General features: G+C 35.7%; 16 protein-coding genes. 7 read left to right on the forward strand and 9 right to left on the reverse strand.

The genetic code is table 11. The annotated features are described in order from the left end of the window. Nucleotides 1-6: 6 nt before the first annotated feature. The 6 genes from L1967_RS05170 to L1967_RS05195 form a co-directional block, all read right to left on the reverse strand. Entirely contained in the window at nt 7-1,350 is a 1,344-nt protein-coding gene (locus L1967_RS05170; RefSeq protein WP_249600663.1) for a Gfo/Idh/MocA family protein, read from the reverse strand. Between the two features lies 1 nt (nt 1,351). Then, nucleotides 1,352-2,716 carry a 3-keto-disaccharide hydrolase gene (locus L1967_RS05175; RefSeq protein WP_420856398.1) on the reverse strand — a complete coding sequence of 455 codons (1,365 nt, stop codon included), beginning with the start codon at nt 2,714-2,716 and terminating at the stop codon, nt 1,352-1,354. Between the two features lie 154 nt (nt 2,717-2,870). Beyond that, nucleotides 2,871-4,802 (reverse strand): PA14 domain-containing protein, encoded by a 1,932-nt coding sequence (locus tag L1967_RS05180; protein ID WP_249600664.1) that lies wholly within the window; start codon nt 4,800-4,802, stop codon nt 2,871-2,873. Between the two features lie 546 nt (nt 4,803-5,348). Further along, nucleotides 5,349-6,800, reverse strand: coding sequence for a SusD/RagB family nutrient-binding outer membrane lipoprotein (locus L1967_RS05185; protein WP_249600665.1), 1,452 nt, complete (start codon nt 6,798-6,800; stop codon nt 5,349-5,351). A gap of 3 nt (nt 6,801-6,803) precedes the next feature. Next, nucleotides 6,804-9,899, reverse strand: a complete 3,096-nt coding sequence (locus tag L1967_RS05190) for a SusC/RagA family TonB-linked outer membrane protein (RefSeq protein WP_249600666.1) — start codon at nt 9,897-9,899, stop codon at nt 6,804-6,806. Between the two features lie 5 nt (nt 9,900-9,904). Continuing rightward, nucleotides 9,905-11,137, reverse strand: a complete 1,233-nt coding sequence (locus tag L1967_RS05195) for an alkaline phosphatase family protein (protein WP_249600667.1) — start codon at nt 11,135-11,137, stop codon at nt 9,905-9,907. A 187-nt stretch (nt 11,138-11,324) separates the two neighbouring features. Here L1967_RS05195 and L1967_RS22375 point away from each other — a divergent pair, with 187 nt between their 5' ends. Next, the gene (locus L1967_RS22375) at nt 11,325-11,936 is read left to right on the forward strand and encodes a TetR family transcriptional regulator (protein WP_249600668.1); all 612 of its coding nucleotides are present in this window, start codon (nt 11,325-11,327) and stop codon (nt 11,934-11,936) included. On the opposite strand, the gene L1967_RS05205 is transcribed toward L1967_RS22375, so the two are convergent. Continuing rightward, nucleotides 11,902-12,159: a CBU_0592 family membrane protein gene (locus L1967_RS05205; RefSeq protein WP_249600669.1), complete on the reverse strand. Its 258-nt coding sequence runs from the start codon at nt 12,157-12,159 to the stop codon at nt 11,902-11,904. The two genes, L1967_RS22375 and L1967_RS05205, sit on opposite strands and share 35 nt — an antisense overlap. Before the next feature lie 107 nt (nt 12,160-12,266). Next, a complete protein-coding gene (locus tag L1967_RS05210) occupies nt 12,267-12,872 on the reverse strand; it encodes an outer membrane protein (RefSeq protein WP_249600670.1) in 606 nt (201 codons plus the stop codon). A gap of 255 nt (nt 12,873-13,127) precedes the next feature. Here L1967_RS05210 and L1967_RS05215 point away from each other — a divergent pair, with 255 nt between their 5' ends. From L1967_RS05215 to L1967_RS05230, 4 genes are all read left to right on the forward strand, one after another. Next, entirely contained in the window at nt 13,128-14,294 is a 1,167-nt protein-coding gene (locus tag L1967_RS05215) for a hypothetical protein (protein ID WP_249600671.1), read from the forward strand. A gap of 269 nt (nt 14,295-14,563) precedes the next feature. Further along, nucleotides 14,564-14,974, forward strand: coding sequence for a Fur family transcriptional regulator (locus tag L1967_RS05220; protein ID WP_249600672.1), 411 nt, complete (start codon nt 14,564-14,566; stop codon nt 14,972-14,974). A 385-nt stretch (nt 14,975-15,359) separates the two neighbouring features. Beyond that, nucleotides 15,360-16,553, forward strand: coding sequence for a GTP-binding protein (locus L1967_RS05225; protein ID WP_249600673.1), 1,194 nt, complete (start codon nt 15,360-15,362; stop codon nt 16,551-16,553). A 40-nt stretch (nt 16,554-16,593) separates the two neighbouring features. Next, nucleotides 16,594-17,403, forward strand: a complete 810-nt coding sequence (locus L1967_RS05230) for a hypothetical protein (RefSeq protein WP_249600674.1) — start codon at nt 16,594-16,596, stop codon at nt 17,401-17,403. 499 nt (nt 17,404-17,902) lie between these two features. On the opposite strand, the gene L1967_RS05235 is transcribed toward L1967_RS05230, so the two are convergent. Continuing rightward, a complete protein-coding gene (locus L1967_RS05235; protein ID WP_249600675.1) occupies nt 17,903-19,315 on the reverse strand; it encodes an alkaline phosphatase in 1,413 nt (470 codons plus the stop codon). Nucleotides 19,316-19,572: 257 nt separating this feature from the next. Between L1967_RS05235 and L1967_RS05240 the strand changes: the two genes are divergently transcribed. Together L1967_RS05240 and L1967_RS05245 are read left to right on the forward strand one after the other, a co-directional pair. After that, a complete protein-coding gene (locus L1967_RS05240) occupies nt 19,573-19,761 on the forward strand; it encodes a hypothetical protein (protein ID WP_249600676.1) in 189 nt (62 codons plus the stop codon). 94 nt (nt 19,762-19,855) lie between these two features. Next, nucleotides 19,856-21,007 carry an acetyltransferase domain-containing protein gene (locus L1967_RS05245; RefSeq protein WP_249600677.1) on the forward strand — a complete coding sequence of 384 codons (1,152 nt, stop codon included), beginning with the start codon at nt 19,856-19,858 and terminating at the stop codon, nt 21,005-21,007. The last annotated feature ends 86 nt before the right edge of the window (nt 21,008-21,093 follow it).

Genomic DNA, 21,093 nt, shown 5'->3' on the forward strand with positions numbered 1-21,093 from the left:
TACTGATTATATTTTAATTTCCCAACCTGGCTCATACGTCCTGCTCCATAACTTCATGGCCTCACGATCATATATACGTCCGGTATTTTCATCGATATCAAAGCCTTTCCCTATACGATAAGCCATATTAGCATAGTGAACCATTGCCATACTTATATTGGCATCTTCAATAGGTGCGGTTAATTTTTCTTTTCCTCGTATACTATTAAAGAAATTAAGGACATGGGCAGTGGTTACATTCCCCCCGCCACCCAGGGCTGTACCAGATTCAAAAGAATCGGATGTTCTGGATTTTACGAGTTTACCCAATCGGTCATACAATCTATACGTATTTCGGTCTACAAATACAGCTCCTTCAGTACCATAAATAATTGTCCCACGGTCCCCTCCATATTTATCATAACCGTTTCGACTTCTGCAATCCCACTCAATAATACGATCATTCTGGAATTTAAACTTCGCATTAATCGTATCATACATTTCCCAACCGTCATTTTTAAAATGTCTTTTATGGGCTTCGACCTCAGCGTAACCGGGATAATTTACCCCTAATGCCCAACGTGCAATATCTATTTCATGCGTTCCGTTGTTACCAGCTTCAGCTGTTCCATAATCCCAACCATACCAATGCCAATTATAATCCCAGGTATTATCTGTGTATTCCCGTCGCGGTGACGGTCCCTGCCATAAATCCCAATCTAATCCATTAGGAACGGGAGCTTTTTTCTGGATAGGTACTTCTCCTCTTGTATTAGTGTAAAAAGCAATAGCTTTAAAAACTTCTCCTATAACGCCATTGTGTATTTCTGTAATGATTTCCCGGGTATGTAACGAAGAACGTTGCTGATTCCCCATCTGTACCACTTTATCGTAAGCTTTAGCGGCCTCTACCAGTTTCTCATTTTCATCCATATTATGACTGGACGGTTTTTCTACATATACATGTTTACCAGATTTCATCGCCATGATTGATCCGGGCGTATGCCAGTGATCTGGTGTGGCATTAATTAAAACGTCAACACTATCATCGGCCAAAACTTTTCGAATATCCTTTTCTGCCTTAGGCTCATAATCAAGTTTTCCGGAAAAGCGTTTTAAAGCTCCTATTCGCTGGTGTTCCATAACATCACATAAATAGACCAGCTCTACGTTTGAATTTTTTCTGGAAATTGGGTCGACAAAAGCACCATATCTTCTTCCTAAACCAGCTATACTAAGCCTTAAACGATCATTAGCTCCAATAATCTTCCTATAACTTTTGGCGGTCATCGCTGTCGCAGAAGCTCCAGAAACAGTTAATGCAGCGGTTCCTAAAATTGATTTTGAAAGGAAATCTCTTCTTGATGTCATATTAAAGGGATTTTATTTTTATATTTTTAAAACTTACTTCATTACCATGATCCTGTAACAAAATTTCTCCTTTTGTTATCGTGCCGAATCCTGGCCATTTTGCATATTTACTCTCCTCAACTAATTTTCGAAATTCATCACTGTTCTTATAATATTCCAAAACTTTCTGATCATTTAACCAATGTTCTATATGTCCATCTTTAGCTCGTATTCGTGCGGTATTCCACTCTCCTATTGGTTTCTTTGCATTTTCTGTATCTGCTTTTATTAAATCATATAAAGAGGCAAGAGTGCGACTTCCTTCGTGATTTCCTAATTTAGCATCAGGGTGATTGTCATCGTCTAATAATTGATATTCCAATCCTATTGAAGAGCCTTCTCCTTTATTCATATCGGTATCAACATAATATTTAATTCCGCTATTGGCCCCGGTTGAAATTTTAAAGTCAACTCTTAGATCAAAATTGTCAAATTTCATATCGGTAACTATATCTCCACCCGCAGAAGATTCTTCTCCACCGCTCTCTAAAACTTTTAATATGCCGTTTTCGATTTTCCAGCCTTCTTCTGGAAATTCCAATAGTTTTGCGCCATGCCAGCCATTTGTGGTTTTACCGTCCCAAAGAAGCATCCAGCCTTCTTTCTTTTCAGATGAAGTCAATGTATTTTTAGTGGTGACAGGGACAATATTCATTGGTTTAGCATACTTTTCTAAACTATCGGTTTGAATACGAATATTCTTCCACATAATTTTTTTACCAGCTGTCTCATCTTTACCAATGCTGTGTACCTGTAGTGCAATAAATCCTTCAGCTGTTTTATCATCGATTAAAAAAGCCGCAGGCACTCCGTTGATCCATGTCTTAATACTGTCTCCTATGGCTTCAATTCGGTAATGATTCCATTCATTTTGCTTAAAGGCCTGCTGAGCTTCAGGATTATTATCAAGATCTACCAACCATCCCCTTCTGCCTTCATCATAAATTCCGCCACTCCACGCTCTTTTGGATGGGTCGATCTCTATTTGATATCCATGTACCCTTCCATTCTGATAAGCAGGAATACTGTTACTACGAATCTGAATTCCGGAATTCATAGTAGAATCTACCTTATAGTCCAATTCTAAAATAAAATCACCGTAAAGTTTATCTGTGGTTAAAAAAGAATTAGGGGTATTTTTTACCGTAGAGCCAATAATTACACTATCATTTATACTGTAATCTGCATTTCCGCCTTTTTGCGTCCAGCCTTCAAGATTTTCACCATTAAATAATGGCCTACCAAATGTTTTTTTAGCTTCTTCCTGTTTACAGGACATTATTAGTGCTAATAATAAAACTCCTACTACTTTAATTTTTTTTTGCATGATATATTCATTTGTTTTCATTCTATGACCAAAAATTTAAGGCCAAAAGAATATGATATTTTAAAACTGTTTACTTTTTATACTTAACAACAGGAAGTTAGACTAGCTTTAAAGACTGATTTCCCAAAATTGCCCGGTGAGGTAGAGGTCGATATCATTGGTAATGAAAAAGCATGTTATTAGTGATATCGATAAAATTTTCAGCTTGCTGTAATTTCAACGAACACTCTAAAAACTGTTCTCCTCCTCTTTCACAGAATAATACTTTTATAGGATGTAAGCCTTTCTTCAAAGGGATATAACCTATTGCAGTTCGATTGGGAGTAGATCGATCATTATCTACCACCAGTTTATCGTTTATATATATTTTCGATCCATCATCTGAAACTGACTTGAAAATATATAATCCATCCTCGGGAATATCTACTAATCCGTTATATTCCAGACCAAAATTATCGGCTTCTGCTGGCATAATTTTATTCACATCAAAATCGAATACACTCCCCTCCTTCGCCGGCGTCATGTTTTTAAACTCATCAACGCTTCCAAAACGACCATTAAATTGCTTATAGGTTAATCCAGTGCTCAATTTCGTTCTAGGTACAGTTGTAGCCGGAATAAACTTTACTTTATTATAGTCTGTACTTTCAATTTTCGATGAAAATCCTGTTTGTGCATCGATAATGCGAGCTTTTATTTTTGTACTTTTCTTTATTGTAAATGGGGAAGTATAGATTTCAGATTCTTTCGTTGGATCTTCATTTCCCGTTGTATAATATAGATCGAATTGATCAAATTCTGAAGTTATTTTAACCGTTTGATCTTCAATAAATATTCTTGGAGCATTAAATGATAATATGGAGCTTGTGTTTTTTAATTTTATATGTCGATCACTCCTAATTTCAAATTTAGGTTCATTGATTTCAGTTTTATAAGATACCACGTAATTTAATATGATATCTTGTAATTCCATAAAATCAACACTTTCCAACAAATGCCAGGAGATAAAAATATCTTTCTTACTGTTAGGATTTATTTTGGCGTCAATTTTTGAAGTATTGAAATTTAACTGCTGGTGATGTTGTAGGCTCCCATTAAAATAGATGGTATCATTACCATTATTCTTAATATTTAATGCAATCTTTCCATTTAAATTATTTTCATCAAAAAGAAATAGTTCCTTAAAATCTGTAGCTTCCGACAGCGCTAAAATTTTATCATCATCTTTACGCTGTGCAATATCCATTGGTAAAACACCATCTAATTTTAAATTGGTAATCACTGGACCATCAGGCCTAACGCTTACGCTTGTAACATGATCAAACTCTCCTAATTTTTCCCCTCTTAATCGACTTCCACCGCCAGTTGTTCCCAGGGCAATGTAAATTCTACCGTTTCTTATTTCCTGTCTATACCTATGACGGTGTCCTGCAAAAACTGTGTACGGTCGATCGGCAAGAGCTTCTTCAAGTTCGCTAAATCTGTTATTACCGCTATACCATAAGGGCTGATGCATAAATACAAAAGTCCATTTTACGTCTTTATGAGTTTCCAGTCCTTTCTTAAAATATGCTATTTGCTTCTTACTTAAAGCAATGTCATCGGGTTCTGCATTGGCATTTAAAACCAAGAATAGGCTGTTCTTATATTTGAAATAATAATAGCTTTGACCTAGCTTCTTTTCCCACTCCTTCGCCATAATCTGATTAGTGTAATCATGGTTTCCCGGTAAATAGAAATATTTCATTTGAAGATGATCCAGTATACTATCAAATTCATTCCATTGCTGATGAATCTCATCTAGATCGTGGGTTTCTCCTTCAATCATATCCCCTATACTTATTACAAATTCTGGCTGAATGAGGTTTAAGGCATTAATGCCTTTTCCGAAAACTCCGGGACGATGACCAAAGGTACGATCAGAAATAATAGCAAATTTAAAATTACTGGTGTCGTTATTAAAAGCTTTGCTGCTCCATGGTACTTTACCATCGATATTATCAATTCCAGCTTCAAAATTTGCTTCCTGAGCATTTAAAAAATAACTTATAAAAAGAAAAATAACAAAAACTCTGTATGCATTCATGGTTATGGGGTTAGACCAAATCGCAGCTTCATCAGCACTTCAATCATGGCTATGACGATAGTAACCGAATCACTCTGATCGATTTTGAAAATTTTTGAATAATGTTCATCAACAAGAAAAAGTGTATAATCTTAAGGATGATGTCTACGAGAACTTAATTATACACTTTTTCCTTTTCTCTACTAGCAATACAACTATAATATAACTAAGGTCTATTCTATTTTGTTAAAATTTTAATTTGCGTTCGGAAGGCTTTAAAAATGAATTGGAACTTTTTAATATACCAGAGGAGTATGATGGGTTAAAAAATCGGAGATTACCAAGCCCTCCTACTTAAATTCACCCCATAAACATTAAAATTGACAAGATGTTACAAACAGCTTTAACTTTCAATAAATTAATGGTTTATAATTTTACAAAATCCCATAAATTGTAGAATATAATAGAAAATGATCTGCTAATTTTAAAGGAGAATTCGAATAAAATTTCCAGATAAAAAAAACAGGGAGCTTAGGCCCCCTTTTTTTTGTTAATTGATTATGAATTTTAATTAAGCAACCACATTTGGGCATTGATATCATCCCCTTCAGAAAACTGTCTGTTAATGGCTTCCTCCAGATTCTTGCCATTATTTGTTGCTTCGTCCATTGGGTACATCCAGCGTTTCGGGATTCGTCCGTTATTTAATATAACTGCCCCATCAGTATTGAATTCTGGAAATCCTGTGCGACGTTGTTCAAAGAAAATTTGCCAACCGGTATTCATAAACATCGAGATATATTTTTGCTCCAAAATCTTTTGAATTTCATTACCCGTATTTAAATCAATAAGATTATTGTCAAAATAGTCATCGGGGATTTTTGTATTAAAGAAATCAAAAGAAGCAACTACACCATTTCTGTAATGTGTTTCAGCATCTACAGAAATCCAGGAACGTACGGCCGCTTCGGCAATGATAAATTCCTGCTCCCAATAACTCATCAAAATACTAGGTTCGTTAACAGGATCGAAGAAGTATCGCTCTGCAATCCTACTTGCTTCTCCCGCAACAGCTTTTGAGGTATTTATATTTAGATCTTCACTACCCTTTAATCCGCCATAGGACTCAAAATCATTTGCATCGGCATTCGCCGCCTTTGGCTTAGGCTCTGCAAAACTAAATAGTCGCGGATCTTCAAAATCCTTCAATTTATCTACAAAATTTTGCTCCATATAATAAGCGGTTTGTAAATCATTATCATTAAAATATGGATAACGGTTATCCTGTATATTGAAATAATTTAAAGCTCCATTATCAGAATTTGAGGTCATTAAAGGATATTGGGACGGATTATTAATAATTTCCTGAAATCTCGATTTAATATTTAAATCGCTATCTCCTGTCTTGTTCGATAAACTCATTAGTACTCTTAAATAATAAGCGTTAATAAGTTTGCGCCATTGCAATTTATTTCCCTTAAAAACAACATCTCCCACAATGGGTTCGTCATTTTCGGCTAAATCATCAGAAGCCGATTTTAGATCATCTAGTACTCTTAAATAAATACTCTTTTGAGAATCATATACCGGTTGATAAATAGCTTCTGTAGCTAAAACCGCTTCTGTATAAGGTACATCGCCAAAAGTACGGGTAAGATCAACGATAAAATAGGAATTGAAAAAACGCCCAAGAATTTGATAAACCTCTATCCCGGCATTTTCAGATTCTTCCATCATTTTTTTTACTTGTTTTAAATCGTCATACTTTCCAAAACCCGAACGCTGCCAGTTATAATATTGATTGGAATTAACACCATTGGTATACGATAAATATCTGCTAGCAAGTGCGCTGGAGAGGCTTACATTATTAAATGCCTTAGTTTCTATATTGGTTAATAATAACTCGGGACTTACCGAGGTAGCCCGGTTAGGGTCTTCCTGCAAATCCTCAATTTTGCTACAAGCATTAAAGTAAAAGGAAAGTATAAATAATGCTATTATAGAAATTATACGTTTCATGATTTAAAATTTTGCGTTTAGGTTAATACCAATGCTTCGGGTGGCCGGTGCCTGTAAATTATCCCTACCGGGATCTGGGTCTACGTTGGGTATTTTAGAAGAAAGCCATAAATTTCTTCCTATAAAAGATAAGCTTAGATTATCGAAAGGCAATTTAGACAATAGTTTCTCTGTAAAATTGTAACTTAAAGTCAACTCTCTTAGCTTAATAAAATCCTCTTTGTAATAGTGATAGTTTTTATTATAACCATTACTGGTAGTTTGCATAAAATTGATATAGTTTACCGGAACATCATTAGGAGCATAGGTTCTGGTATCATTCAAAATATTACCACTAACATCGTATGTTACACTTCCCCCTACTACTTTAACTCCATTTCCTACAAATGTACTTTCCCCTTTATTGGCATCGTCACGATATTGGTTCACCGTACCGGGCGAAGTGCCTCCCCACCACATTTTTTGGTTGGTAGTTGAATACATTAAACCGCCTAAACGGCCATCAAAAAGAAAAGATAATGAGACGTTTTTATATGATAATGTATTAGAAATCCCATAGGTAAGATCTGGCTCATCATACCCAATAAATCTGGAATAAGGATCAGATACCGGATAACCGTTTTCAAAAATCACCTGCCCATCTTCATTGGTTTGATATACGCCGGCATAAATTTTATCTGTACGATCTCCCACACGAATAAAGCCATCGGTTTGTTCTCGATCACCATAAATTTCTTCCTGATATTTGCGATACTGACTTAAATTAATTTGGGTATCCCATCTAAAATCTTTGGTTCTTATGGGGTTAGCATCCAAAACAACTTCAATTCCTTTGCGCTTATATTCGTCTCCGTTTAATAAAATACTATTATATCCGCTACTCTGGGAAATTGAACTATAAATTAAATTGTTGTAATCTTTAGTTTGGTAATAAGCAACATCGATTCCCAAACGGCTATTCAAAAATCTGGCATTCAATCCTACTTCCCAGGTATCAGAGGTTTCCGGTTTTAAGTCAGAAGATAACAACTCATTGCCAAAATATGTGGAAGGAGTGCCATTCCAACTGGTTCCTTTTTCGTATGCCTGAATATGATTATAGGGATTATTACCTATTTTACCTTCAGAAACCTGAGACCAGGATCCTCTTATTTTTCCGAATGTTAACCAATCTGGTGTATTGAGTAACTCGGTAAACACCAATGAACCTGATATAGATGGATAAAAGAATGAATTATTAGCTTCAGGCAAGGTAGACACTTTATCATTTCTTCCAGAAAGGGATAAATAAAATGTATCGTAGAAATCGAAATCTACAAATCCATAAAAACTGTGAATGGTCTCCTTTTCTTCCCTGTTAATGGCAATAAAAGTAACCCCAGCATTATTATCCAGATTGTAAAATCCGGGAATATTCAAACCATCTGTAGCCGTAGAGTGACTGGTAGACTTCCGGTAATAATTCACGTAAGCCAATTCTCCAGAAACGCCAATTTTATCTGCAATTTGATTTTCATACTTCAAACCAAAATCGGTAGTAATATCAAAATAGGTGGCATCAACAACCGTAAAATCACCTCGGGAACGGTCGCCGTACCCAATATAACTCTTAGGTTCTTTATAGGTCCTATTTAAGCTATATACATTGGTTCCCGCGCGACCTTTTAGGCTTAAATGAGGAGTAAGTTTATACTCTAGATTTAAATTTCCGAAAACATTGTCTTTATTATATCCCCGCTGATATTCGTAAGCCTGAAAATAGGGATTGTTATAATAAGAAATATTGAAATGGCGCTGTTGATAGCCCACTTCTCCTTCTCGCCAGTAATTTCTTAAATCACGAATATCCACATCTACTCCCGTCCATAAAACAAGATTGTATAGATAATTGGTTGGGCCGTATCCCACCTCTGGAAAATTATCGGTATACTGTTTATTGTAAGTCAGTGACGAATTGATGAAGAGATTTTCTGAAGGGTTTAAGCTTCCTCCAAGACTAAAAGACGTGTTATTTAAATCGGTATTAGGAACAATACCTTTTTGATAAACATTAGAAATGGATGTTCTAAAACTTGCTTTTTCACTTCCCCAGTCTACACTAACGTTATTGGTCTGAATGATCCCCGTTCTGAAGAAATTTTCAATATTATTGGCCCCTCTGGAAATATAAGGTAACGGAATAAGTTTTCCGGTATCTGGATCAACTTCACTATTATATTGTGGGGTTTCAAAATATCCGCTGGGTGTGCTGGGATCTAACTGATCTAAACGTGGTCCCCATATCCATCCTCCACCTTCGGTTCCAGAACCACTTCCGTTTACATAGGCATAAACGCCCTGATTTCCATTCCCATAAGTAGTCTGCACATCAGGAACTTTAATAAAAGAAGGTTGGAACATGGTTGAGTTATTTACAGTAACCGTAAACTTTCCTTTTTTCCCTTTTTTTGTGGTGATCATAATCGCTCCGTTACGCCCAACTGATCCATATAAAGCTGATGCTGTAGCTCCTTTTAAAACGCTGATACTCTCGATATCATCAGAATTTACTTTCCATAAATCGGTGGTACGATCTGGAATACCATCGATCACTAATAACGGACTTGAACCTCGCAGGCTAATTTGCGGATCCTGAAATAAATCTGTAGAGTTTTTGATATTAAGTCCCGCAACCCGACCGGTAAGGGAATTTACAAAATTAGGTTCTTTTGCCTTTTCCAATTTCTGCCCACCTACTTCCTGAACCGCATAACCTAAAGCCTTTTTCTCTTTCTTAATTCCTAAAGCGGTAACCACAACTTCATTCAACTGGGAAGCATCTTCTGCTAAAACAACATCAATAATTGTTTGATCTTTTACCGCTATTCTTTGGGTACGAAAGCCCATAAAAGAAAACTCCAGAGTATCGCGACTTGTAGCTTCTATACTGTACTTTCCATCAAAATCAGAAATGATCCCCTCTGATGAATGGAGTAATAGTACGTTAACTCCTCCTAAGGGAATTCCATCATTATCAGTAATTTCCCCGGTAATTTGGTTCTGGGAAAAACCAATAGTCGTTGCTAATAAAAACAACAATAACGTAATCTTTTTAGTCATAATGCTTAATTTGTTTGGGTTGTTACGATCCAAGTATTTAATCGATGATTGGGAGTTTCCATAAGTATTTTATAGCTATCGGCTTTCTTGGCAATAGGAAATTCAGCGGTACCATCTTTTATCGTTGCACTTCCTAAAAATTCATATTCGTCCTTAGCGCCATATTTAACCTTATTGGTTCTGGCGACATAAAATTTTGCCTTATCATTAGTTTCTGTAAGTGCTTTCCAGTTTAACTTTAAAGTATCTCCGTGAAGATTTGCTGAGAGTTCCATAGCATCTACTGCTCCTAAAAGAGGAATACCGTCCCATTCTTCTTTAACTGAATTTTCTGGATGAAGATCCAAAAAAGAAACCATTGTAGGCAGTATATCAACAATACCCGGGATTTGCTCCTTAAAATAGCTATTCCCCTTTTTATTCATCGCAATCCAGGTGCTGCGTTCACGATCAGATTGTCCCCCATGATGCTTCCCATCTTTAGCAGTGCGCCCATGGTCTGTGGTTACGATAAAAAGCCAGTCTTCATTAAAATTAGCTTCCCTGTAATTTATAGACTCATATATTTTTCCAATAAGTTGATCCTCAAATTCAATCGCATTATACAATTGGGGACTATCTCCATAGCCATGTCCCATATCATCTGAAAACTCCAGATAAACCCAACTTAAATCGGGTCCTTCTTTTTTAATATAATCTGCGGCGTGATTCGCTACTTTGTGATCTATATTTTTAATGTATTCCCGATATGGATCATGGGGAAAGTTTATGGTGTCTTTCTCAAAACCATCAAAAGCATAATCTACGTCTAGAAAGTTTGTCCCTACTAACTTCTCTCCTACCAGTTTGGTACGGTTATCTTGCCAGGTAGAGAAAATAGCCGTTTGTTTCTCTGGAAAATCATTAGTAAAAAGCCTAAAAATAGTAGGATAATTATAATTAGGCTGCTTAATTTCATTGCCATACACATTATGTTTATTAACCCAAACTCCGGTTAATAAACTATTGTATCCCACCGCAGATATGGTAGGGGTCTCTGAATAAGTTCCTTTCCCTCCGCCCACATAAGCTTCAGAAAAATCACCATTTTGTGAAATTAAATCCAGATTGGGCGTGGTTGCTTTTGGAATCATATCGGCTGCAATACCATCTACAATGATAAATACGAGCTTTTTCTCCTTTTGGCGATCTCCCTGTGCAATCATCTGAAGGCTGCAAACAAGAAGCACTATAAACATGAAAGTGTTTTTGAGTTTCATTACAGTTATTTTAAGTTAGATTCTGAAATTCAAAAGTATAGTGTAGATTGAATAAATTGAATGAACGTTCAATTAATAAAAGTTTACATTAATGTTGCTTTTATGTTACTACTAGTCACGTATTAGCTTTTGTTAATCAAATTGGTATATTTGCTTAAAAAGTCTAGTGGGGCGTAAAAGTTTAAGTGTTAAAAGGCGTAAGGAGATTATTCGATCTTTTTATAGAATTGCTAAAAAAATTGGTTTAGAAAATACCTCAATTGCCAAAGTTGCAGAAGATATGCAGATTAGTAATGGCCTGGTGATGCACTACTTTAAAACACGCGATGAGCTTTTAATTGGCCTTAATGAATATATTCTGGAACAACACCTTAATATGGTAAATTCTATAGAGTATGGGGATATGGATAATAGAAAAAGTTTGGAAAATTTTATCACCGATCTATTCTCCAGAAAATGGAATAAATATTTTGATGATGGTGTTTTTTATAGTTGTTACGCCTTAATTTATCGCAAAGAAGATTTCAATACCAGTTTTAGAAAATATCTGGAAAAACTTCATCAGGTATTACAAACAAAATTACTGGAAGCTAAAAGCCATGGAGTGATATCCAACGATAATGTCCCAGAAATTACAGAAGTTATTTTCGCCCTTATCGATGGGTCTTACTATTATCTTGGAATGTTTGATCAAAAAGATAAAACTTACGAGCAACAGGAAAAGCTTTATATTAAATATGCCATTAAGCTTCTGGATTTTTCCTGCGATCCTTCGTAATTCTATAGATAGCAAAAAGAGCGATCAACGCCCATACAATATTTACCAGAATATTGGGAAAATCGTTTAAGGTGACCGCGTTAATTACCAAACACAAGCCTCCTATAACATTTAGTACATGATATGTTGGTTTTTGGGCCGATAAGTACCCTGCACTAAGAAGGAAATAAGCAATGATAAAAATTATCGCCCCGAACCAACCTATAAAACTTATAAATGTCATTGTAAAAATTTGGGCATAAAATTAAAGTTTACTTTCCATATAGGTCAACACATTCCTTCCCAAATTCTAAAGTATCATATCAAATATAAATTTGGTAATTATAAGGCTTAGAAAAAGAAAATCCCTCCAAACTGAAAATTGGATAGCCCGAAATCTAGTCCAAACCTGCTAAATTCTGTGCGACTTTCTCCCTCTTCTTTAATTTTAGCATAACTCAAAATGCCTGTATTAACTTCAAAAGCAAATCTTTTATGAATCAGATACGAAAATCCTGGTCGTATATTTGCACTATAGCGCTTGTAAATATTGTCTTTACCACCAGAAGAAGGAATCCTTTTACGAAAATATTCAACGGAACCTTCGAGACTAAAGGCAAATTTATCCAAAATCGGAAAATATCGTTGAATATTTGGAGCAATACCTATACCGTGAACTGCACCATCTTCACCATCCAAATCGGTGTAGGTATATCTTAAACCAATACCTACCAACCAATTATCTGCAAAAGTATAAGTAAGATTTGGGGAAACTTCCAGATTTATCGTATTAGAATCTGTATTAAATTCATAATAGGAAGTTTCAGATTTTAAACTGGAAAATGAGAAATGTCCGCCCAATCCCCAACGCCCTTTTTCAATAAAAATCTCACTTTTTTCCTGAGAATAGTTTAACTGAGATAATAGCATAACTGCTAAAAATAATATTTTTTTCATGATACTTTTTTTGAAAGATCAATGATAGTTGATATGCGTAGATAATGATTATTCATCGAGATTAAGTTTAAGTTAAATAAAACTGTTAAGTATAAAAATTAAAAATTATGCCCTCTTTCAATTTCATAAAAAACTCCATTCCCTTTTTAGAAACAACTTAACCTTCTAAGAATTCTGTGTATAAAAATCATTAATTTAATTAAAGCAACAAAGTTGCATTTAAATAAATTAATGATTAATGTTGCAAAAAAAACAATGACCAGATTTTATGCTAAGCGTATGGCGTATTTTGCCGTACTGCTATTTTTATTGACCGCTTGTGATAGCGATGATGACTTTATGATTGATACTGATGCGGAAAAAGTACCAGAGCCACCCGAAGAAATTGAACCTGTAGGGTATCTTGCTCCTCTTCAATTGCCAGACACCATTAAACTCACTTATGGTGAGGATTTTCGTGGCGAATTGCCAAACGAATATCAAAGCATGAATGTAAGTTTTGAACTGCAATTTCATAATGAAAATATCGAAATCACCAGTGAGAAAAACCTGCAAAAAGTATTAGGAATGGGAATTTATATAGATGCGGCAACAAATCAATTGATGGTAGATAGCCAAGAACTTTATCCCAATAATTTTAGTTCATCCATTACTGGAAAAAGGTTACCCGATGCTTACAAAGTGACATTAACCGCAAGCTCCTCCCCTATGTATTTGCCGGTTAGCAAAACTTTTTTCATTAAAATTGCTCCGGCCCGTATTCAAATTGAAGAAATGGACAATAGCATGGTTATTCCATTTGCCTATCAAATGTATAAAGATAGTGAAGCCATAGCCTATCACCTCTCGGCTCCTGCTTTAAATCTTGAAAATACGCAATGGCAATTACATCAAAACGGACGACCAGATGAGAAAGTGATATTACAGGAAAATGCGGTATCATTTGCTGAAAATCCTGGTGACCCCGCACAGGAAGCCGAGTGGACTTACGACCTTATCGCCTCTTTAGAACGCGACGGATATGCGCTGGCAACAAGACAGTTCCGCGTACGCTTTATTCCTGAAATCAAATTCCTTTACGGTATGTATTACGCAGATCTGGATCTTACCATACTTACCAATCGATTACAAATCGCACTACATCAGGATTACCAATCCCCGGCACCTCAAATATATCCGGAAAAATATAAAAAGTCTTTTTCGATCCTAAGTATTGAAAAGGATGGAACGGCATTTAACAATGAGGAAAATATCATCACCATAGATCCGGAAACCGGAAGGATTAAGGTGGCTCATAATCACAGTTTAACACAGGGTGAATATCTTATAAAAGTGGAAGCGCAAACTACTACAGGATTAAGTTTTGAAACCAATCTTACCCTGGTGATGTCTCAGCCTTCAGAAGATGATCACGAACATTAAGCATTTTTGCACTTTTATTTATTCGATACTAGAGCAGGCTCTTACAGCCTGCTTTTAGTTTTTTAAACAGTAATGCCAAATCTGCAATCTATATCCCTGAAAGTATTTTGAGAATTTTGAGACCTCCATATGACAGAAAAACGCCATATTTATCAATATTTTACCGGAAATTACCAGAAATAGATCAGTATCAACAGCCCTTATTAAGAGATTAAAAATTTTCTATTGTATGGATAAAGCTTAAATTTACCCTATCAAAAAGGACGATAATGAAAACTGCTGAAGGGAAAAAAACCAGAAATACAAAACATCAAAAAGCTGTCTTAGATCTTTTGAAAAACGCAACAAAAGCATTAACAGCAGATGAAATTAGGGAAAAGTTAGCAGATAATATCAACAAAACTACGGTTTATAGAATGCTAGATCGTTTTGTGGAAGCTGGAAAAATTCATTTTGTCACCGGCCAAAACGGAAAATCTTTTTACGCGCTCTGTAAAAGCTGCAAAGAAGAACCCCCTAAACATATTCATAATCATCTTCATTTTCAATGTGAAATTTGTGGAAAAGTAGAATGTCTTCCTGAAACTGTAAAAGTCCCGCAACTTGACAATTACAAAATCAGGGAAACACAGTTATTACTTATTGGTACCTGCAAACGCTGCATTAATACGACCAATTAAACCATTTTGCCCTATACCCGTAAAGCTTTATTCAACTAAAACTCCTTTGGTTTTCAAACTTTCTATATAAAATATTTTAAGCTATTTCTGCCTATTTTTCACATGACCAAAGTGAGGCTGAGGGGCTGAAATTGCAACATTTAATCCTATTTCTAAGACTAATTGATCGCTAAAACGATTAAGATATGGCTATTTACTAATTACAAATAGTCAGATTTAAACTTCCCTATAAATATAAACGCAACATAGTTGCTTTAATTGATTTTCTTTTATACTTTTGAAGCATATTAAAGTAAAAAACTATTTTTTATTTCGAAGCATTCCGATCCCGATAGCTATCGAAATAGGAACTGAAGATATAATCTTAATCATACCTAAAAGCGATATGCAAAAACTTCCGGTTACCGTACTTAGTGGCTTTTTAGGAGCAGGAAAAACAACGCTGCTAAATCATTTACTTCATAATCGTGAAGGAATGAAACTGGCAGTGATCGTTAACGACATGAGCGAGATAAATATTGATGCGCAATTGGTCGAAAATCAGCATACACTTTCTAAAACCGAAGAAAAACTGGTTGAAATGAGCAATGGTTGTATCTGTTGCACGCTTAGGGAAGACCTAATGATCGAAGTTGCACGACTGGCAGAAGAAAACAGGTTTGATTATTTAATTATTGAAAGTACCGGTATTTCTGAGCCATTACCTGTAGCACAAACCTTTAGTTTTGAAGATGATTTGGGCCAGTACAGCTTAAAAGATATTAGCTATATAGATTGTATGCTTACGGTTGTTGATGCCTTTAACTTTCTAAATGACTTCTCAAGCGCAGAAATACTTCAGGATCGGCAAATGGCCAGTGATAAGGAAGACCATCGTAGCATAGTAAATTTACTTACCGATCAGATTGAATTTGCCAACGTGATTCTGTTAAACAAAATCGACCTGGTCTCTTCAGAAGAACTACAACGTGTTTATAGTATCATAAAAGGCCTAAATCCAGAGGCAAAAATTATAGAAACGCAGCATGCCCGGGTTGATTATAAAGAAGTGATTAATACCGGTTATTTTGACTTTGATAAAGCAGAAACTTCTGCCGGCTGGATCAAAGAACTGGAAAATGAACATACCCCAGAAACCGAAGAATACGGCATCACTTCGCTTACCTTTAAACATAAAACGCCGTTTCATCCAGAACGTTTATTTGAATTTTTAATGGAAAACTTTCCGCAGGGAATCATTAGGAGCAAAGGACTATTCTGGCTGGCTTCCCGTCCCGATCAGGCGCTTATTTGGAGTAGCGCCGGCGGTTCCTTTAAAACAGATCCTGCCGGGGTATGGTGGGCATCCATGCCGTTTAATCAGCGTATCGATCATCCTGTATTTCTGGAAAATCAGGACACCATAGAGCAAAACTGGGACCCACAACTGGGAGATCGCAAAAATGAACTGGTCTTTATTGGGATAAATTACGATAAACAAAAGCTCGAAGAGAATTTAAACACCTGTCTTTTAAATGAATTTGAAATGAATACATGGCAATCAGGAAACCTACAATTCCACGATTCCTGGCCTGTTTAAAATAATTGAAACTGAAAAATAGCACTAAAAATTAACAAAAATGAACTACAAAACCTTACCAATTTATGCAGCTGTGGCACTTTTGAGCTTTTCTGCATGTAAAAATGAAGAGAAAAAAACAACTAATAATCCCCCTACTGAAGAAACAGCTCAGGAAGATAGTCTTTCGCAAATTACAATTGAACCTTTAATTGATTCTCCTGCTTATAGTGATGCTAAGCTTTCTTTAGCTGCTCCAACAGACAATGTATTTCCTAACAACACAATTGATTTTAAATTTGAAGTAGAAAACTACGAATTAGGAGCACAAACAGCTAAAAACGAAATTACCAGGACGTTAGCCAATTCAGAAAAAGGTCAGCATATTCATTTTATTGTGGATAACAATCCTTATTCGGCACACTACGAACCTGAATTTTCTAAAGATTTTACAGAAGGCACCCACCATATTGTTGCTTTTTTAAGCAGATCCTATCATGAATCGGTTAAAAACGAAAACTCATTTGTCGCAAAAACCATTAAAGTAGGAAATTCATCTTCACAGCCGTCTGATGTAGATTTTAATAAACCTACTTTAATTTATAGCCGACCAAAAGGAGAGTATTCTGGCAAAGACACCGAAAACCTGATGCTGGATTTCTTCTTATTAAATACCGACCTTTCAGAAAATGGTAACTATGTAAAAGCGACTATTAACGGTAAAAGTTTTGAGATTACAAAATGGCAACCATACATTATTAAAGGCTTACCTAAAGGGGAGGTACAAATCAGGTTGCAACTTTTAGATGCAGGTGGCAACCCAATCAAAGGTGCTTATAATGATGTAACCCGTAGCGTTACCCTCAAATAAAGAAATACCTTAAATTGAAAAAAGCCGGTAAAGTTTCATAATGGTTGGTTTTACAATTAATCACTTTTTACAACCATCTTTACCGGTTATTTTTTGAAACTACAGAAACTAAAAAGAGACTGTCTAAAAACCTAATTTTCGTCAACCTCTCCGATAGCTATCGGAATTGTTTCAGGTTCTCATAATGATTTATAAATCAATCAGATGAGATTCTGAAATAAACCTGTCTGCCGACAGGCAGGTTCAGAATGACGTTCTTGGATATTTTAGACAGCCTTTTTTATATACAACCGGAATTATATTTATTAAACTCCCTGGGTTATTAAACCCTTTGGCAGCACCAATAAAAGTACGGTTATTGATTACAGCTATATTTTAGGACATTGAATGAACTTTCAAGGAAATTTGTATCGAAATATTACCAAAATAAAAGTTTCAATAACATCTTTTATAAAGATCTCACTCAGCCTCCGGTAATTGTAACTATTTTTTGATTCCTCTAAAACTTATCCTCTACTTCGGTGACTTCTAACATAAAATGATGAAGTTCATAGTTTTTCACAAAAGGTTTTAACTGATCGCTGCCCGGGCCATATGCCGCCAGTTCTACATAATCCCCGGAATGATCCATACTTATCCATCCGATAGAGGTATATTTCTTTTGCATTTCAGAAAGAGGGCCGTAAGGTAAATTACCCGTATTATATAAACCTCCATTATTCTTTTGGTAATAATTGAGCAAAACTTTTGCTTCTTCTTCGGTTATGGTTTGATCTCCATTAACACTTGCTATCATTTCCCTTATCGAAGAAAATGAATTTGCCTTCTTTTTAATTTCCTGAAGCAACCAGTTATTGGTATGGGTAAAATCCTGTAAATGACTAAAATTTTGGTCTACATCCCGACCTTTAATTAGTCCCGGATTGGCGTTCCCATGATCTGTAGTAATAATAACCAGGGTTTCCCTGTCTTTTTCTGCAAAGTCCATCACCTCTTTTATCGCTTCATCAAAAGCGATCTGATCGTATAATAATGCCGCTGCATCATTGGCATGTGCTGCCCAATCTACCTTTCCCCCTTCTATTTGCAATACAAATCCTTCATCATTATTCTTTGATAAATGCTGTACTGCATGTTTAGCCATTTCAGCCAAAGACGGTGTATTCTGCTCTAAGTAAAGATCATGAGCACGATCTATGGCATAAGGCAAAGCTTCATCTGCAAATACGCCCAAGATCCGTTTTGAACCTTCATAATCTATAAGTTCTTCTCGTTTTCTAAAAACCTGATAATTTTTGGCTTCAAATTCACTATAAAGATCACGACCATCTTCCCGTTTACCAGCATCAAAATTTTCGTTTCCACCGCCCATCATGACATCAAATTCGATGTCCAGATAATCTTCAGCGATTTTATCCTGGTCTCCACGATTCTTTTGCATCACACAAAAACCGGCCGGAGTAGCATGAGTAATGGGAACGCTGGTAACACAACCTACTTTTTTACCCGATTTTTTAAATTTCTGTAGAATAGGAAGATGCTTCTCCCCATTTGCGGAAACATTTAAAGAACCATTCGGAACTCGCTTTCCCCCACCCCAGGAAGAGCTGGCGGCAGCCGAATCTGTCACCAGAGAATCGGCAGAAGCGGTATCCATAAGGGCACGGCTAATTTTTCCTTCCCGGTATAAATCCAACCAATGACTTCCCGTACCATTTTTTACCTGTAAAAGTCTATCGGCCATATTTAAAGTGCCGCTGCTCATCCCATCGCTCACCATAAATATGATGTTCTTTGCCTTTTTGGATTTAAAGTTACCTTTGTTATTCACCCAAATATTTGGATGAAAATTACTTACCAAACCTCCAAAAGCAAAAAGACTACTATTTTTAAAAAAATCTCTTCTTTTCATTTAATGCATATTAGTTGCATTAAAAATAAGATGTTTTTCGGAGTTTCACATTATATTGATGTTAACTTTTCTTTTCTATTTTGTGACTATCAAAACGAATTTGCACCTATAGTAACCAGCAGCACTTCATTATTGAAACCACACTAAAAAGGACAAATTTGATATGCTAATTATAGCATCTATTTTTTTATGGTACAAAAGAAAATAAGTTGCAAAAAATTCACGTTATTGCAACAAAGTTTCGTTATAATTTTACCATGATTACGAAAATTTTTAATCTTGAGCTTATTGCTCCTATCGATTTTAAAAATCCTTTTGTTATAGAGAATACTCTGAAAGAGAAAATGCTAAATCACCTTGAAAAATACACGATAAAGGCAATTAATTTATCCTTAAATAGACGTGATAATTATGTGCTTATTGCCATCGTAGAAATGTATCCTTAATAGGTTCTAATCCCTATAATTTTTAATTGATGAGTAACGAAAATGCTTGTTGCTCAAATTCCCCAAAATTAATCTAATATTTTACCCAATCTAAATGTCCCAAACAAAAACCAAAACTACCAAGCGTATTCATGCTATAGATGTTCTTCGCGGACTCGTAATTTTACTCATGCTTGTAGATCATGTAAGAGAACGTTTTTTCTATCACCACCAGGTTACAGATCCCATGGATATTGATCATACCGATCCCACTCTTTTCTTTACCCGATTAAGTGCCCATTTTTGTGCGCCCGTGTTCGTGTTTTTAACCGGATTATCTGCATGGTTATATCAAAATCCCAATGGTAAACCTAAGCGCAATGTTAGCGAATATCTACTAAAAAGAGGTTTGTTTTTGATCCTTCTGGAAATAAGTCTTATTAATTTTTCCTGGTTTGGGAATTATCAAAATCTTTATTTACAAGTAATTTGGGCTATTGGATTAAGCATGATTGCTTTGGCCCTCGCCGTAAAATTACCCCGAAAACTTATAGGCATACTGGGTATTCTTATCGTTTTTGGTCATAACCTTTTAACACCCCTGCAATTTTCGCCGGGCGAAACAGCTTATCCATTTTGGATAATTTTGCACGATCGGGGCTACCTTCTTCAGTCAGAAATTCTTAACATTAAAATATCTTATCCGGTATTGCCATGGATAGGAGTGATCTTTCTGGGCTATTGCGCAGGCGTTCTCTATACCAGCGCCAGCCTTATAAAAATTCGCTATAAATGCCTGCTGACTATAGGTTTTGGGGCGTTTACATTATTAGCTATTTTAAGAGGATTTAATATCTACGGAGAAACCATACCATGGGAAGGCTATAGCCCGAAAATCCAAAGCCTTATGTCTTTCCTTAACTTTACCAAATATCCACCTTCGCTAGATTTTCTGCTGTTAACGCTTGGCATGGGAGCTCTTTTTCTTTATTTATTTGAACGCTTTGAAAGTCCATGGATGAATTTTCTAAAAATCTTTGGTAGCGTTCCTATGTTTGTATATGTACTGCACCTGTATATTCTTCTTATCGCTTATCAACTTTTAAATATCATGTATGGATCAAATAAAGGCGATTACTTTGGTGTCGATCATATTGCTTATGTATGGGGAATTGCCATTTTTCTGGCACTTCTTCTATATTGGCCGGCTAAAAAGTTTGGTGCTTACAAGAAAAAATCGGGGCATGCTTTATTAAAATATTTCTAATCTGAATTCATTCAGCCTCTGGAATTTGCTTCAATCAAACTAGGCTTAGCCTGCAAAGGCCCTTTTCTTGATCTAAAAAAAACCAG

Origin of the sequence: Zunongwangia pacifica (assembly GCF_023499215.1) — a bacterium.
In the GTDB taxonomy this organism is placed as follows: domain Bacteria; phylum Bacteroidota; class Bacteroidia; order Flavobacteriales; family Flavobacteriaceae; genus Zunongwangia; species Zunongwangia pacifica.